This is a genomic window from Sporosarcina thermotolerans, assembly GCF_042658975.1.
Lineage (GTDB): Bacteria > Bacillota > Bacilli > Bacillales_A > Planococcaceae > Sporosarcina > Sporosarcina thermotolerans.
On record NZ_JBHSRM010000029.1, the window covers coordinates 39,604 to 53,357 of the forward strand.

Consider the following 13,754-nt stretch of genomic DNA (forward strand, 5'->3'; position numbering starts at 1 on the left):
ACATTAAAACAGAAGGAGTGGAATGTATATGATGTTCAATCGTTTTACACAGCGAGCGCAAAAGGTTTTACAGCTTGCACAAGAAGAAGCGATCCGGATGAAGCATGAATCAATTGGTACTGAGCATATTTTATTGGGCCTGATTCGCGAAGGCGGCGGCATTGCGGCGAAGGCGTTAGAAGCGATCGACGTCAGCTTTGACACAATCGAAAAAGGGGTAGAAAGCCTCGTTGGTTCCGGTTCAAAGGAAGTTGGCCCGATTGTTCACTATACACCGAGAGCGAAAAAGGTCATCGAGTTATCTGTCGATGAATCCCGTAAATTGGGTCATTCTTACATTGGAACGGAACATATTCTGTTAGCGCTCATTCGTGAAGGCGAAGGAGTAGCGGCCCGTGTCTTAAATAATGTAGGTGTCAGCTTAAACCGTGCTAGACAGCAAGTTCTTCAATTATTGGGAAGCAATGATAGTTCAGTAAACACGCAAGGATCGACGTCATCTGCCGCCACGCCAACCCTTGATAGCCTTGCCCGCGATTTGACGGAAATCGCACGCGAAGGAACGCTTGATCCAGTTATCGGTAGAAGCAAGGAAATTACAAGGGTCATCGAAGTTCTTGCCAGAAGGACGAAAAATAACCCTGTCCTAATCGGGGAGCCTGGTGTTGGTAAAACAGCAATTGCAGAAGGTTTGGCATTGCAAATCGTTAATAATGAAGTGCCTGAAATTCTAAGGGATAAACGCGTTATGACGCTTGATATGGGAACGGTTGTAGCGGGGACGAAATACCGCGGTGAGTTCGAGGATCGTATGAAAAAAGTGATGGAGGAAATCCGTCAGGCAGGCAATATCATCCTCTTCATCGATGAATTGCATACGCTGATTGGTGCAGGTGGTGCTGAAGGAGCAATTGACGCATCCAATATTCTAAAACCATCCCTTGCACGTGGTGAATTGCAATGTATCGGGGCAACTACGCTTGATGAATACCGTAAATATATTGAAAAAGATGCAGCGCTTGAAAGACGTTTCCAACCAATCCAAGTCGATGAGCCGACTGTCGAAGAAACAATCCTAATTATTACAGGATTGCGCGATCGTTATGAAGCGCATCACCGTGTGAAAATTACAGATGAGGCAATCAATGCGGCGGCAAAGATGTCGGACCGGTATATTTCAGACCGTTTCTTGCCCGATAAGGCAATTGACTTGATTGACGAGGCGGGTTCGAAGGTGCGACTCCGTTCGTATACGACTCCTCCGAATCTAAAAGAGCTTGAAGCGAAACTGGAAGCAATTCGACATGAAAAGAATGCAGCAGTACAAAGCCAGGAATTCGAAAAGGCGGCTTCATTCCGTGATAAAGAACAGAAAATGAAGGAAGAGCTTGAAACAACGAAGACCGCATGGAAAGAAAAGCAAGGTAAGAAGGAATCCGAAGTAACCGTGAACGACATTGCCGAAGTCGTTGCGATGTGGACCGGGATTCCTGTTGCGAAGATTGCGGAGACGGAATCTGCCAAGCTATTGAATATGGAAGAGCTTCTTCATGAACGTGTAATCGGACAAAAAGAAGCGGTAACGGCTATTTCAAGGGCAATCCGCAGAGCGCGCGCCGGCTTAAAAGACCCAAAACGTCCGATCGGTTCATTTATTTTCCTTGGGCCTACGGGTGTCGGTAAGACTGAATTGGCAAGAGCGCTTGCAGAGGCCATGTTCGGCGATGAGGACGCGATGATCCGCATTGATATGTCCGAGTACATGGAAAAGCATGCAACTTCCCGTCTCGTCGGTTCGCCTCCAGGATATGTAGGCTATGATGAAGGCGGTCAATTGACCGAGAAAGTAAGACGGAAGCCGTACTCTGTCGTTCTACTTGATGAAATCGAAAAGGCGCATCCGGATGTATTCAACATCCTACTTCAAGTGCTTGAGGATGGCCGATTGACAGATTCGAAGGGTCGTACGGTCGATTTCCGTAACACAGTTGTTATCATGACGTCGAACGTAGGAGCGGACACATTGAAAAAGAACCGTTACGTCGGTTTTAATTTGAATGACGGTGATCAGGATTACGAAGGCATGAAGTCAAATATGCTTGACGCGTTGAAAAAAGCGTTCCGTCCTGAGTTCTTAAACCGTGTGGATGAAATGATTGTGTTCCACTCCCTTGAGAAGGAACATCTGCGTGAAATCGTTTCACTTATGTCCGACGAGTTGACAAAACGGTTGGCAGAACAGGATATTACTTTAGAATTGACAGATGCTGCTAAAACGAAAATTGCGGAAGAGGGCTATGACCCTGAATACGGAGCGCGCCCATTGCGCCGCGCATTGCAAAAGCATATCGAAGACCGACTATCCGAAGAGTTATTAGGTGGAACAATTCTTACCGGCGGAAAAGTCATTGTAGATGTAGAGGATGATAAGTTCGTCGTGAAAAATGAACGAGCTGCTTAAGTTGTAGAAAATAAATAAAATAATAGGATGGCCCTCCGGTAGAGCTTGCTGTCTACAGGGAAGGGCTATCCTTTTCGTATATGGAGGTATATATGGCCAAAAGAAAAACTAAATTCATGTGCAGGGATTGTGGGTATGAATCACCGAAATGGATGGGGAGATGCCCGGGTTGTGGTGAATGGAATACGATGGACGAAGAAGTGGAGATAATAAGTAAAGGTCCTCGCGGAGCCTTCAAACATACAGAAACAATCCAGCAAAAGGCGATGCCTATCGGATCCATTCAAACTTCTGAAGAGCCAAGGATCAAAACGGACTTAGGTGAACTAAACCGGGTGCTTGGTGGAGGGATTGTCCCTGGCTCTCTTGTTCTAATTGGCGGCGACCCAGGTATCGGAAAATCAACATTGTTGCTGCAAGTCTCCTCTCTCCTTGCTAACCAAAAACAACGCGTACTTTACATATCAGGTGAAGAATCGATTAAGCAGACCAAACTCCGGGCCGAACGACTTGGTGTTACTTCAGATGAACTGTATATATATGCTGAGACAGATTTGGCAAGAATACATGAGACGATCAACGATGTGCAACCGAAATTTGTCATCGCCGACTCGATTCAGACAATCCATCACCCCGAAGTAACATCTGCACCTGGTAGTGTATCCCAAGTGCGGGAATGCACGGCAGAATTGATGCGAATAGCAAAGACGCAAAATATCGCAATCTTCATAGTCGGTCATGTGACAAAAGATGGACAAATTGCAGGTCCACGCCTTCTTGAGCATATGGTGGATACAGTGTTGTATTTTGAGGGGGAACGCCATCATACGTACAGGATTTTACGAAGTGTGAAAAACCGATTTGGTTCAACCAATGAGATTGCCATCTTCGAAATGCTGCAATCGGGATTGAAGGAAGTACTCAATCCTTCCGAATTATTCTTACGTGAGAGATCACAAGGGGGGGCGGGATCCACGGTTGTAGCATCGATGGAAGGTACCCGACCGATTCTTGTTGAAATTCAAGCCCTCGTCACGCCGTCAAGCTTCAATTACCCAAAACGGATGGCAACTGGGATTGATCAAAACAGAGTCTCCCTTTTAATGGCTGTTCTTGAAAAAAGAATGGGAATGCTCTTGCAAACACAGGATGCGTATATAAAGGTCGCCGGCGGAGTTAAGCTTGACGAACCAGCCATTGACCTCGCTGTCCTTGTAAGTATTGTTTCGAGTTTCCGAGATGCATCTGCAGGAGGGATGGACTGCTTCATAGGGGAAGTCGGACTGACTGGGGAAGTGCGCCGAGTTTCTCGTATTGAACAACGTGTCATTGAAGCAGCAAAGCTTGGTTTTGAACGAGTATTCATACCATCCTCTAATATCGGTGGATGGGATTTTCCGGAAGGGATTCAAGTCGTCGGTGTCGAAACCGTTAAGGAAGCATTGAATATCGTATTTTCGTAAATTTGAACTACGTAAGGGTTTGGGGCTGTTAAAAGTTGGGGTTCCTCTACAATCCTTTTTAGAGGGACCTACCCGACTTTTCCTGAAACTTTTGCTTATAAGGGAAAGTCCTACTTTTGAAGGGAATATGGTATTTATAGTGGCCCAAAACGGCGTGGGGAATGGAAAACGTGTATAGTTTACAGTAACGAAACGGAGGTGTTGTGCATGTTGAAACGAGTAGTTCAAGTTGGATTGCTGCTCATAGGGGGGACTCTCGGCGTCTTATTCTTACCGTATTTATTTACCTTATCTTCTTTTACTTCTAAGCCGATGATTGATAATCCTTATGTGGCAGCAATCTTAGGGGCGCTTCTTTTATATATTCTCAGTTTATTCATAGCTGAGCCGATCGTAAATTTCATTAAATGGATGGAAGATCGGTTATTGAAGACCCCGATATTCGATTTACTGTTCGGGACAATCGGTTTGATGGTCGGGTTAAGTGTCGCCTTTCTTGCGAGTTTCGGACTAAGTGGTTTGGAAATTAAATTCGTCACATCAATTTTGACGGTGGTGCTTTTCATTCTTCTTGGGTACTTAGGTTTTCAGGTTGGCTTCAAAAAACGAGAAGAGTTTTCACATGCAATCTTTGCTGCGAGGAACAATAATCCTAAGAAAAAAGATGGCGGAGAAACCGTTGTCAAACCAAGTACTAATAAGGTGCATAAGATCCTTGATACGAGCGTCATTATCGATGGAAGGATCGCTGATATTGCTGCAACGGGATTTCTTGAGGGTCTACTTGTCGTCCCGCAATTTGTTTTAACCGAACTCCAGCATATTGCGGATTCTTCGGATTCATTGAAACGTACGAAGGGAAGACGGGGCTTGGATGTCCTAAAGCGCCTTCAAACAGATGACGGTCCAAATATTTTAATTACAGATGAAGATTTCAATGATGTGGCGGAGGTTGACCTGAAGCTCGTCCGTCTTGCGAAAAGCATGAACGGGCTTGTCGTGACAAATGATTTTAATTTGAATAAAGTGGCGGATTTGCATGGTGTATCCGTATTAAATATCAATGATCTTGCGAATGCAGTGAAGCCGGTCGTTATTCCGGGTGAAGAGATGCATGTCGTTGTTATTAAGGATGGGAAAGAGCATAATCAAGGGATTGCCTATTTGGATGATGGCACGATGATTGTCATCGAAGATGGTAGGTCGCATATTGGTAATGCAATTGACGTCGTTGTTACAAGTGTATTGCAAACGTCTGCCGGCCGAATGATCTTCGCGAAGCCGAAAAACGGCAAGACCGCAAAGTCGCACTAATGTCCCATCGAAGAAAGTTGAGGAACGTTTGATGAAGATGTATACTGTGATGCTCCCGGCAGCAGGGAGTGGACGGCGCATGGGTGCCGGGTTCAATAAGTTGTTCTTGGAATTGGCTGGAAAGCCGATTTTGATCCACACATTGGAAGTGTTTGAACAGGATGAGAAGTGCTCTGGTATGATTCTTTCAGTCAAACTTGTGGAGAAAGAGAAAATCGAACGGATGCTTGAGCGGTTCGGTATAACGAAAGTGAAGGCACTTGTTGAAGGTGGAGACGAGAGGCAGCAAAGTGTTGCTGCCTGTATCCGCGCTCACCAGTCGGATGAAATCGTTCTTGTACATGATGCGGCAAGGCCTTTTATCAATAGGAATGTCATCCATGAGCTTGTGGGAGTCGCTGATGAACACGGTGCGGCAATTGCCGGGGTTCAAGTGAAGGATACGATGAAATTCGCGCCCGACGGTATTGTTGAAGAAACGGTGGATCGGTCGAAGCTTTGGTCTATCCAGACACCGCAAGCGTTCAGGTACGAGTTGTTAAAAGAAGCCTCCGATAAGGCGGAGGCGGATGGTTTCTTAGGAACCGATGAGTCAATGATCGTCGAACGTCTGGGACATCCCGTAAGGATTGTGGAAAGTACGTATGATAATGTTAAAATGACAACTAAGGAGGATCTTCTGTTTGGTGAGGTCCTCTTGAAACGTAGACAGTAGGAGGATTTCAGATGATTCGAATTGGACAGGGGTTTGATGTACATAAGTTTGAGGAAGGCCGGCCTTTAATTATCGGGGGCATTACAATCCCTCACGATAAAGGGTTAACAGGGCATTCCGATGCAGATGTACTTTTGCATACAGTAACCGATGCGGCTCTCGGAGCAATTGGGGAAGGAGATATCGGAAGACACTTCCCGGATACCGATGTAGCATTCAAAGACGCGGATTCAGCGGTCCTCCTTCAAAAAGTATGGGAAATAGTTGAGGAGAAAGGATATCGATTGGGTAATATCGATTGTACAATCATCGCGCAAAGGCCGAAAATGGCACCTCATATCGAAACAATTCGTGCCCGTATTGCAGAATTGCTGAAGGCGGATATAACACAGGTGAACGTTAAGGCGACAACAACGGAAAAATTAGGCTTTACGGGACGGGAAGAAGGGATCGCCTCGATGGCGACGATTCTTCTTCAAAAAGGTTGAGCCCTTTTAAAATAACCTTTGGAATGCTAAAATAACACAGGAATTAACGACGAACGGAGATGCACTCAAATGACAAAAGAAGTACGTGTACGTTATGCGCCAAGTCCAACTGGCCATTTACATATCGGTGGGGCTCGGACAGCATTGTTCAACTATCTATTTGCGAGACACCATGGTGGGAAATTTATCGTTCGCATCGAGGATACCGATACGGAACGGAATATTGAAGCGGGTGAATTATCCCAATTGGATAACTTGAAGTGGCTCGGAATCCATCATGATGAATCTGTCGATATTGGCGGAGAATATGGACCTTATCGTCAAATGGAACGCCTTGATCTTTATACGAAATACGCCCAGGAAATGCTTGATAAAGGACATGCCTATAAATGTTTCTGTACACCTGAAGAACTGGAAACGGAACGTGAAAGACAGAAAGCCGCAGGCGTGGCGGCACCAATGTACGCAGGTACATGCCGCAATTTGACAGCTGAAGAAGTCGCTGAAAAAGAAGCGGCTAAAATGTCTTATACAATCCGTATGCGAGTACCTGAGAATGTCACGTACACTGTAGACGATTTAGTGCGTGGAGAGGTCGCTTTCGAATCCAAGGATGTCGGCGACTGGGTACTTGTAAAAACGAATGGCATCCCGACATACAACTTTGCGGTTGTCGTCGATGACCATCTTATGAAAATTTCACATGTCTTCCGCGGAGAAGAACATTTGACGAATACACCTAAACAATTGATGGTCTACGACGTGTTCGGATGGGAATACCCTCGTTTCGGACATATGACATTGATCGTCAACGAAGACCGGAAAAAGCTTTCAAAACGTGACGAGTCAATCATCCAATTCATCTCCCAATACAAGGACCTTGGCTATTTACCTGAAGCTATGTTCAACTTCTTTGCATTGCTTGGCTGGTCTCCAGGTGGGGAAGAAGAAATCTTCTCTCATGATGAATTAGTTAAACTATTTGACGAAAGCCGACTATCCAAATCACCATCGATGTTCGATAAACAAAAATTGACTTGGATGAATAATCAATATGTGAAAAAACTTAGCTTGGATGAAGTAATCGAATTAACATTACCGCATCTTCAAGCAGCCAACCGTGTATGTGAAAACATGACGGAAGAAGAAAGTAAATGGGTACACGACCTTATCGCTCTTTACCAAGCTCAATTAAGTTATGGTGCTGAAATCGTAGACTTGACCGCCCAATTCTTCAATGACCATATTGAATATGATGAACAATCCAAGGAAATACTTGCGGGTGAACAAGTTCCGGAAGTTATGGCATCCTTCAAACAACAATTGAGTGAGTTGGAATCATTCGATCCTGCATCAATTAAAGCGGCCATTAAAGCTGTGCAAAAAGAAACTGGACATAAAGGGAAAAATCTCTTCATGCCAATCCGCGTTGTCGCAACCGGCCAAGCGCATGGACCTGAACTACCAGATTCCATCTCTTTGATCGGTAAAGAAAAAACAATCGAACGCGTTTCAAAATTTGCCCGAGCTTGAATAATTAAAGAATAGAGAAGGGCCGTTTATGCGTCTTTGAAGCGATTTATGAGCTTTTAGAAGCATTTATGCGTCATTCACGGTATTTATGAGTATCTGAAGATGTTTATGCGCTTTTGGAGACTGTTATGCGTATTTAGGGAGATTTTATGTAATCGGCGATAGTTGCTTGTAACGGAAGGCGGCGACTCCAGCGGGAATAGCATGAGCTGAAGACCCCGCAACGAAGCGTAGCGGAGTGAGGAGGCTGAAGCCATGCCCGCGGAAAGCGTCCGCCTGAAGTGGAAAGCAACGTCCTTGACTTAACGCATAATCGTTGTACAATTGACGTACAATCATTGAAAACGACAAACCAAAGCTTTGATAAGGAGAAGTACACAAGTACGCACTACAGAGAGGATCATCACCGGCTGAAAGTGATCCGTGCCCCTGCATTGTGGAAATGCCCCTTTGAGCGCCGTGCCGAACAATGCAGTAGGCCGGACGCATCGCCAGCGTTACAGGCGTCAAGCGGGTAGAAGATTCACGCATTCTGCCAAGCGGAGTGGAACCGCGCATACAATGCGTCTCTGTCTAGTAATGGACAGAGGCGTTTTTTGCGTTTTTCAGAAAAATTATTACAGGGGGTCGTAAAAGTGTTTCGTAGGATGAGAGAAGACATACAATGCATATTTGACCAGGATCCTGCAGCACGGAGTTCGTTGGAAGTTGTACTAACCTACTCTGGCCTCCATGCCGTATGGGCGCACAGAATTGCCCATGCGTTTTACAAGAAAAGAATGTTGTTTTTAGCCAGAGTTATTTCACAGATCAGCCGGTTTTTCACAGGAATTGAAATCCATCCCGGGGCAACGATTGGCAGGCGTCTATTCATCGACCACGGCATGGGAATTGTTATCGGTGAGACTTGTGAAATAGGTGATGATGTCACGTTGTATCAAGGCGTGACATTAGGTGGAACGGGCAAAGAAAAAGGAAAGCGGCATCCGACCCTTGAAAATAATGTTCTTGTCGCATCTGGCGCAAAAGTATTGGGTTCAATTACAATAGGCGAAAATAGCAAGGTTGGTGCGGGATCAGTCGTCCTAAAAGACGTACCACCCGACTCGACGGTTGTCGGCATTCCCGGAAGAGTCGTCATCTCGAATGGCGTTCGGGTAAGAGATAAACATGATCATCAAAATCTTCCGGACCCAATATTGGATACTTGTAAAATGCTTGAAATGGAAATTGCAGAATTGAAAAGTCGGCTTGAAAAACTGGATAAGAAGGAAGGGGAAACCAATGAGCATTCAAATTTATAACACACTTACACGGAAGAAGGAGCCTTTCATCCCGATGGAGGAAGGGAAAGTGAAGATGTATGTGTGCGGACCTACAGTTTACAACTATATTCATATCGGTAACGCAAGACCCGTCATCGTTTTTGATACAGTGAGACGCTATTTGGAATACCGTGGGTACGATGTGAATTACGTCTCCAACTTTACGGATGTTGACGACAAAATAATCAGGACGGCTAATGAGCTTGGAGAAGAGGTTGGCGAGCTGACAGATCGATTCATCAATGCTTATTTCGAAGATGTTGGTGCTCTTGGTTGCGCGAAGGCAGATGCTCATCCGCGTGTAACAGAGCATATCGATGACATCATCGCATTCATCCAAGTGTTAATCGACAAAGGCTTCGCTTATGAAGCACAAGGAGACGTCTATTATCGTACGCGCAAATTTGATGGATACGGGAAGTTATCCCATCAGTCAATCGATGAGTTGAAAGTGGGAGCCCGCATCGAAGAAAGTGAAATCAAAGAAAACTCATTGGACTTTGCCTTATGGAAATCTGCAAAAGAAGGCGAAATTTCATGGGAAAGCCCTTGGGGATTGGGTCGACCAGGTTGGCATATCGAATGTTCCGTCATGGCAAGGGAACATTTAGGCGATACAATCGATATTCATGCGGGCGGTCAAGACTTGACATTCCCACATCACGAGAATGAAATTGCACAATCTGAAGCGATGACTGGCAAGCAATTTGCGCGTTATTGGATGCATAACGGCTATATTAATATTGACAATGAGAAAATGTCGAAATCACTCGGGAACTTCATCCTTGTCAATGATATCCGCAAGCAGATCGACCCAAGGGTGCTCCGCTTCTTCATGTTATCCGTTCATTACCGCCATCCTGTCAATTTTGCGCAGGAGCTTGTTGAAAGCGCCGCTAATGGATTGGAACGTATACAAACGGCTTATACTAATTTGAAACACCGGTTGGAATCGTCTGCGGACTTAGGTGACCAACAGGATATTTGGAAGAATAAAGTGGACGAATCAGTACGGTTATTCGAAGTTGCGATGGATGATGATTTCAATACGGCGAATGGGATTGCGGCCATTTTTGAACTTGTGAAGATGGCAAACCTCTATCTGTTGGAGAAAAATACACAGACGGAAGTCCTTAATTACTTCATCTCTGCATTTGAACGACTAATGGAGGTTCTTGGCTTACCATTCTCGGAAGAAGAGTTGTTAGATGATGAGATCGAGGCGCTTATCGAGGAACGTTTGACAGCACGACGTGAGCGAGATTTCAGCCGCTCGGATGAAATTAGGGATCTTTTGAAGGAAAAGGGCATCATTCTTGAAGATACCGCTCAAGGCACGCGGTGGAAGAGAGGATGACCGACGTGTACTCATTGCGTGATGCGGATGTAAAACAACTGAACGCGCTTGCGCTTGCTTATATGGGGGACGCGGTTTATGAACAGGCAGTCAGAGAACATTTGCTGCGCCTTGGTCGAGTTAAGCCGAATATCCTCCATAAGGAAGCAACCCGTTATGTATCCGCCAAAGCCCAGGCGGCAGCCGTCAAAATGATGCAGGATACCAGCTTCCTTTCAGAAGAGGAGGAAGCGGTCCTGCGCCGTGGTAGGAATGCGAAATCGGGGTCGGTTCCTAAAAACACCGATGTTGTGACATACAACCATAGTTCCGGTTTCGAGGCTGTCCTTGGCTATTTATATTTGCTTGGAAGAGATGATCGGGTTAGGGAATTCATAAGTGAAACAATACGTTTCATCGAAAGTCCGAAAGAGGAGGGAATATCATGACAAACCAGGAATCGGAATTGATTGGCGGTAAAAATCCAGTCGCTGAGGCACTCCGTTCAGGTAGGGAACTGAATAAGATTTGGATTGCCGAAGGATTGAATAAAAAAAGCATCGGGGAAATCTTGTCCCTTGCAAAACAATCGGGAGTTATTGTACAAGCTGTGCCGAAGCAGAAATTAGACGGAATGCTTGACGTTAATCACCAGGGAGTCATCGCTTCAGTAGCGGCTTATTCATACGCCGAATTGGACGATCTTTTTGCGATTGCGAAAAACCGTGGCGAAGATCCTTTTTTCCTTATTTTAGATGAACTTGAGGATCCGCATAATCTTGGCTCGATCCTAAGAACAGCTGATGCAACGGGTGTACACGGAATTATCATTCCGAAACGCCGGTCTGTCGGTTTGACAGGCGTTGTTGCAAAAGCGTCAACTGGGGCGATTGAGCACATTCCAGTCGTGCGTGTGAACAACCTCTCCCAAACAGTCGAAGAATTGAAGAAGGCGGGTGTTTGGATTGCTGGAACGGATGCGAAAGGTTCAACGGATTATCGATCGATGGACGCAACCCTCCCGCTTGCGATTATCATTGGAAGTGAAGGGAAAGGAATGTCACGTATTTTAAAGGAAAAATGTGATTTCCTTTACCATTTGCCGATGGTTGGACATGTTACCTCGCTGAATGCCTCCGTTGCAGCATCCCTGCTCATGTATGAAGTTTTGCGTAAACGCACTCCACAACTATCGGGGTCATGAAACAGGAGATATTGTTGGTCGACGGGTACAACGTAATCGGAGCATGGCCGGAACTGAGGAAGTTGAAGCTTGAAAGCCTAGCTGATGCCCGCGACAGGCTTATTGAACGGATGGCTGAGTACAAAGCGCATACAGGCTGGCGCGTCATTATTCTTTTTGATGCGCACCTTATGCCGGGGGTTGAGAAGAAAAACAATAAGCATCAAGTCGAAGTCGTCTTCACCCGTGAAAACGAAACTGCGGACGAGCGAATTGAAAAAATGGTATCCGAGCTGAGTGGACGCCGTGTCCAAATCCATGTCGCGACTTCGGATTTAACGGAGCAATGGGTCATTTTTGCACAAGGAGCTTTGCGAAAATCAGCCAGGGAACTTGAAATTGAAATGAAAGAAATTGATAAATTGATTACAAACAAAGTGAAGGTTATTCAGGAGCAGCGCCCTTCATCGAAGATTCAACTGTCGGATGAGGTGGCAGAAATATTTGAAAAATGGCGACGTGGAATGAAATGAACGGTTGACTCAAAAAAATTCCATACGGTATACTGGTTGAAACGCAATGATGAATCGGGGTGTGGCGATTGGTGGGAAAGCAACACGTTCAGGGGGAAATAAAGGACTTCACAAAACTTTCCGATGAAGAGCTTATAGTCCGCATTCAAGAGGGCGGTACAGATGCATTAGATTTCCTTATTACAAAATATCAACCTTTCGTTAAAATGAAAGCGCGCTCATATTTCATGACGGGAGGGGATAGGGAAGACATCATCCAGGAAGGAATGATTGGACTGTACAAAGCGATCCGGGACTTCAGGATGGATCGTTTGAGTTCCTTCAGGGCCTTCGCTGAGCTATGCATCACAAGACAGATCATCACAGCTATTAAAACAGCAACAAGGCAGAAGCATATTCCATTGAATACCTCTGTATCCTTGGACAAGCCTGTTTATGACGAAGAGTCTGATCGTACGTTGCTTGATGTAATTGGGGGCTCAGTTTTGGATGATCCGGAGGATTTGATGATCCATAAAGAGGACTTCATCCAAATGGAAGGGGAAATCAATAAAGTTCTAAGTGAACTTGAAAAGCAGGTACTTTCACTTTATTTGGAAGGGCAATCTTACCAGGAAATCTCCGACGAGTTAAACCGGCAAGTAAAATCAGTGGACAATGCTTTACAACGAATTAAACGGAAACTTGAGCGGCATATGCAGGTTGATGTCGTATTTTGAAAACTTACGTAATAGTCTGCCAAACATTTCCCGCCATGTTGACATCGTGAGTGTTAGGTGGTACTCTCTAACAAGGCAAAGACAAATTACTTTGACTGTTGATACACATTTTGTGTCACGAGGTTTTGGGTGAGAAAATGTCAAAAAAGATGATATTAAGCTGTAATGATTGTGGATCAAGAAACTATGTTGTCCCAACTAAAAATTCCCAGTCTACAATCCGGTTTACAGTTAAGAAGTTTTGCAAACAATGTAATGCACATACAGAACATAAACAAACGATTTAGTTCCAAAATGCAGTAATACATTTAGTGTTCGGAGGTATATAGATAAATGGGTAAGATTACCGGATTTTTAAAAGCTGTTGTCTCTGAAATGCGGAAAGTAAGCTGGCCGAAAAAGAAAGAATTGACACGTTATACAATTGTCGTTATCTTTACAGTTGTTTTCATGGCAGTTTATTTCGGTCTTGTCGATTTGGGCATTTCTGAAGTAATGGAATGGTATGTTGGGTTATAATAAGTAAAGCAGTATGAATATCCCTGTTGAAAATATCCCGTCTTGTCAAATGAACGGGTTTTTTCATTTCTCAAAAATCTTTTTGTGGTTTTGATAAATTATCGTTTCGTTGATTGAAGCAGAAATCGACAGTTTACATGAAAAAGGAGGGACGGACACACAGTC

The 13,754-nt window shown here is 44.8% G+C and carries 14 protein-coding genes and 1 other annotated feature; all 14 genes read left to right on the forward strand.

Features of this window, described 5'->3' with window-relative positions; genetic code table 11:
* The first annotated feature begins 28 nt into the window (after positions 1-28).
* The 14 genes from clpC to secE all read left to right on the forward strand — a co-directional run bounded on the left by clpC (position 29) and on the right by secE (position 13,589).
* Entirely contained in the window at positions 29-2,461 is a 2,433-nt protein-coding gene (gene clpC / locus ACFPZG_RS18030) for an ATP-dependent protease ATP-binding subunit ClpC (protein ID WP_317940526.1), read from the forward strand.
* A gap of 92 nt (positions 2,462-2,553) precedes the next feature.
* On the forward strand, positions 2,554-3,924 hold the full coding sequence (gene radA / locus ACFPZG_RS18035; protein ID WP_317940527.1) for a DNA repair protein RadA: 1,371 nt from the start codon (positions 2,554-2,556) through the stop codon (positions 3,922-3,924).
* 207 nt (positions 3,925-4,131) lie between these two features.
* The gene (locus ACFPZG_RS18040) at positions 4,132-5,238 is read left to right on the forward strand and encodes a PIN/TRAM domain-containing protein (protein WP_317940528.1); all 1,107 of its coding nucleotides are present in this window, start codon (positions 4,132-4,134) and stop codon (positions 5,236-5,238) included.
* A 31-nt stretch (positions 5,239-5,269) separates the two neighbouring features.
* Entirely contained in the window at positions 5,270-5,953 is a 684-nt protein-coding gene (ispD, locus tag ACFPZG_RS18045) for a 2-C-methyl-D-erythritol 4-phosphate cytidylyltransferase (protein ID WP_283733626.1), read from the forward strand.
* Between the two features lie 11 nt (positions 5,954-5,964).
* Positions 5,965-6,441, forward strand: a complete 477-nt coding sequence (gene ispF, locus ACFPZG_RS18050; RefSeq protein WP_317940529.1) for a 2-C-methyl-D-erythritol 2,4-cyclodiphosphate synthase — start codon at positions 5,965-5,967, stop codon at positions 6,439-6,441.
* 69 nt (positions 6,442-6,510) lie between these two features.
* Complete coding sequence (gene gltX / locus ACFPZG_RS18055; protein WP_283733627.1) at positions 6,511-7,974, forward strand: glutamate--tRNA ligase; 1,464 nt, start codon at positions 6,511-6,513, stop codon at positions 7,972-7,974.
* Positions 7,975-8,325: 351 nt separating this feature from the next.
* Positions 8,326-8,548 (forward strand) — a binding site (T-box leader).
* Between the two features lie 22 nt (positions 8,549-8,570).
* Positions 8,571-9,278, forward strand: coding sequence for a serine O-acetyltransferase EpsC (gene epsC / locus ACFPZG_RS18060; RefSeq protein WP_317940530.1), 708 nt, complete (start codon positions 8,571-8,573; stop codon positions 9,276-9,278).
* Positions 9,259-10,656, forward strand: coding sequence for a cysteine--tRNA ligase (gene cysS / locus ACFPZG_RS18065; RefSeq protein WP_317940531.1), 1,398 nt, complete (start codon positions 9,259-9,261; stop codon positions 10,654-10,656). The genes epsC and cysS overlap by 20 nt, the downstream gene beginning before the upstream one ends.
* Complete coding sequence (locus ACFPZG_RS18070; protein ID WP_283733630.1) at positions 10,653-11,084, forward strand: Mini-ribonuclease 3; 432 nt, start codon at positions 10,653-10,655, stop codon at positions 11,082-11,084. The genes cysS and ACFPZG_RS18070 overlap by 4 nt, the downstream gene beginning before the upstream one ends.
* Positions 11,081-11,839: a 23S rRNA (guanosine(2251)-2'-O)-methyltransferase RlmB gene (gene rlmB / locus ACFPZG_RS18075; protein WP_317940532.1), complete on the forward strand. Its 759-nt coding sequence runs from the start codon at positions 11,081-11,083 to the stop codon at positions 11,837-11,839. The genes ACFPZG_RS18070 and rlmB overlap by 4 nt, the downstream gene beginning before the upstream one ends.
* Entirely contained in the window at positions 11,836-12,351 is a 516-nt protein-coding gene (locus ACFPZG_RS18080) for an NYN domain-containing protein (protein WP_283733631.1), read from the forward strand. The genes rlmB and ACFPZG_RS18080 overlap by 4 nt, the downstream gene beginning before the upstream one ends.
* A 71-nt stretch (positions 12,352-12,422) precedes the next feature.
* The gene (sigH, locus tag ACFPZG_RS18085; protein WP_381428302.1) at positions 12,423-13,070 is read left to right on the forward strand and encodes an RNA polymerase sporulation sigma factor SigH; all 648 of its coding nucleotides are present in this window, start codon (positions 12,423-12,425) and stop codon (positions 13,068-13,070) included.
* Positions 13,071-13,219: 149 nt separating this feature from the next.
* Entirely contained in the window at positions 13,220-13,357 is a 138-nt protein-coding gene (gene rpmG / locus ACFPZG_RS18090; RefSeq protein ID WP_381428361.1) for a 50S ribosomal protein L33, read from the forward strand.
* Positions 13,358-13,403: 46 nt separating this feature from the next.
* Positions 13,404-13,589, forward strand: coding sequence for a preprotein translocase subunit SecE (secE, locus tag ACFPZG_RS18095; RefSeq protein ID WP_283733634.1), 186 nt, complete (start codon positions 13,404-13,406; stop codon positions 13,587-13,589).
* The last annotated feature ends 165 nt before the right edge of the window (positions 13,590-13,754 follow it).

Excerpts from the sequence above, each read along its gene's own strand:
- clpC (WP_317940526.1), top strand. The coding sequence starts at position 29 with ATGATGTTCAATCGTTTTACACAGCGAGCGCAAAAGGTTTTACAGCTT.
- radA (WP_317940527.1), top strand. The coding sequence starts at position 2,554 with ATGGCCAAAAGAAAAACTAAATTCATGTGCAGGGATTGTGGGTATGAA.
- ACFPZG_RS18040 (WP_317940528.1), top strand. The coding sequence starts at position 4,132 with ATGTTGAAACGAGTAGTTCAAGTTGGATTGCTGCTCATAGGGGGGACT.
- ispD (WP_283733626.1), top strand. The coding sequence starts at position 5,270 with ATGAAGATGTATACTGTGATGCTCCCGGCAGCAGGGAGTGGACGGCGC.
- ispF (WP_317940529.1), top strand. The coding sequence starts at position 5,965 with ATGATTCGAATTGGACAGGGGTTTGATGTACATAAGTTTGAGGAAGGC.
- gltX (WP_283733627.1), top strand. The coding sequence starts at position 6,511 with ATGACAAAAGAAGTACGTGTACGTTATGCGCCAAGTCCAACTGGCCAT.
- cysS (WP_317940531.1), top strand. The coding sequence starts at position 9,259 with ATGAGCATTCAAATTTATAACACACTTACACGGAAGAAGGAGCCTTTC.
- ACFPZG_RS18070 (WP_283733630.1), top strand. The coding sequence starts at position 10,653 with ATGACCGACGTGTACTCATTGCGTGATGCGGATGTAAAACAACTGAAC.
- rlmB (WP_317940532.1), top strand. The coding sequence starts at position 11,081 with ATGACAAACCAGGAATCGGAATTGATTGGCGGTAAAAATCCAGTCGCT.
- ACFPZG_RS18080 (WP_283733631.1), top strand. The coding sequence starts at position 11,836 with ATGAAACAGGAGATATTGTTGGTCGACGGGTACAACGTAATCGGAGCA.
- rpmG (WP_381428361.1), top strand. The coding sequence starts at position 13,220 with ATGATATTAAGCTGTAATGATTGTGGATCAAGAAACTATGTTGTCCCA.
- secE (WP_283733634.1), top strand. The coding sequence starts at position 13,404 with ATGGGTAAGATTACCGGATTTTTAAAAGCTGTTGTCTCTGAAATGCGG.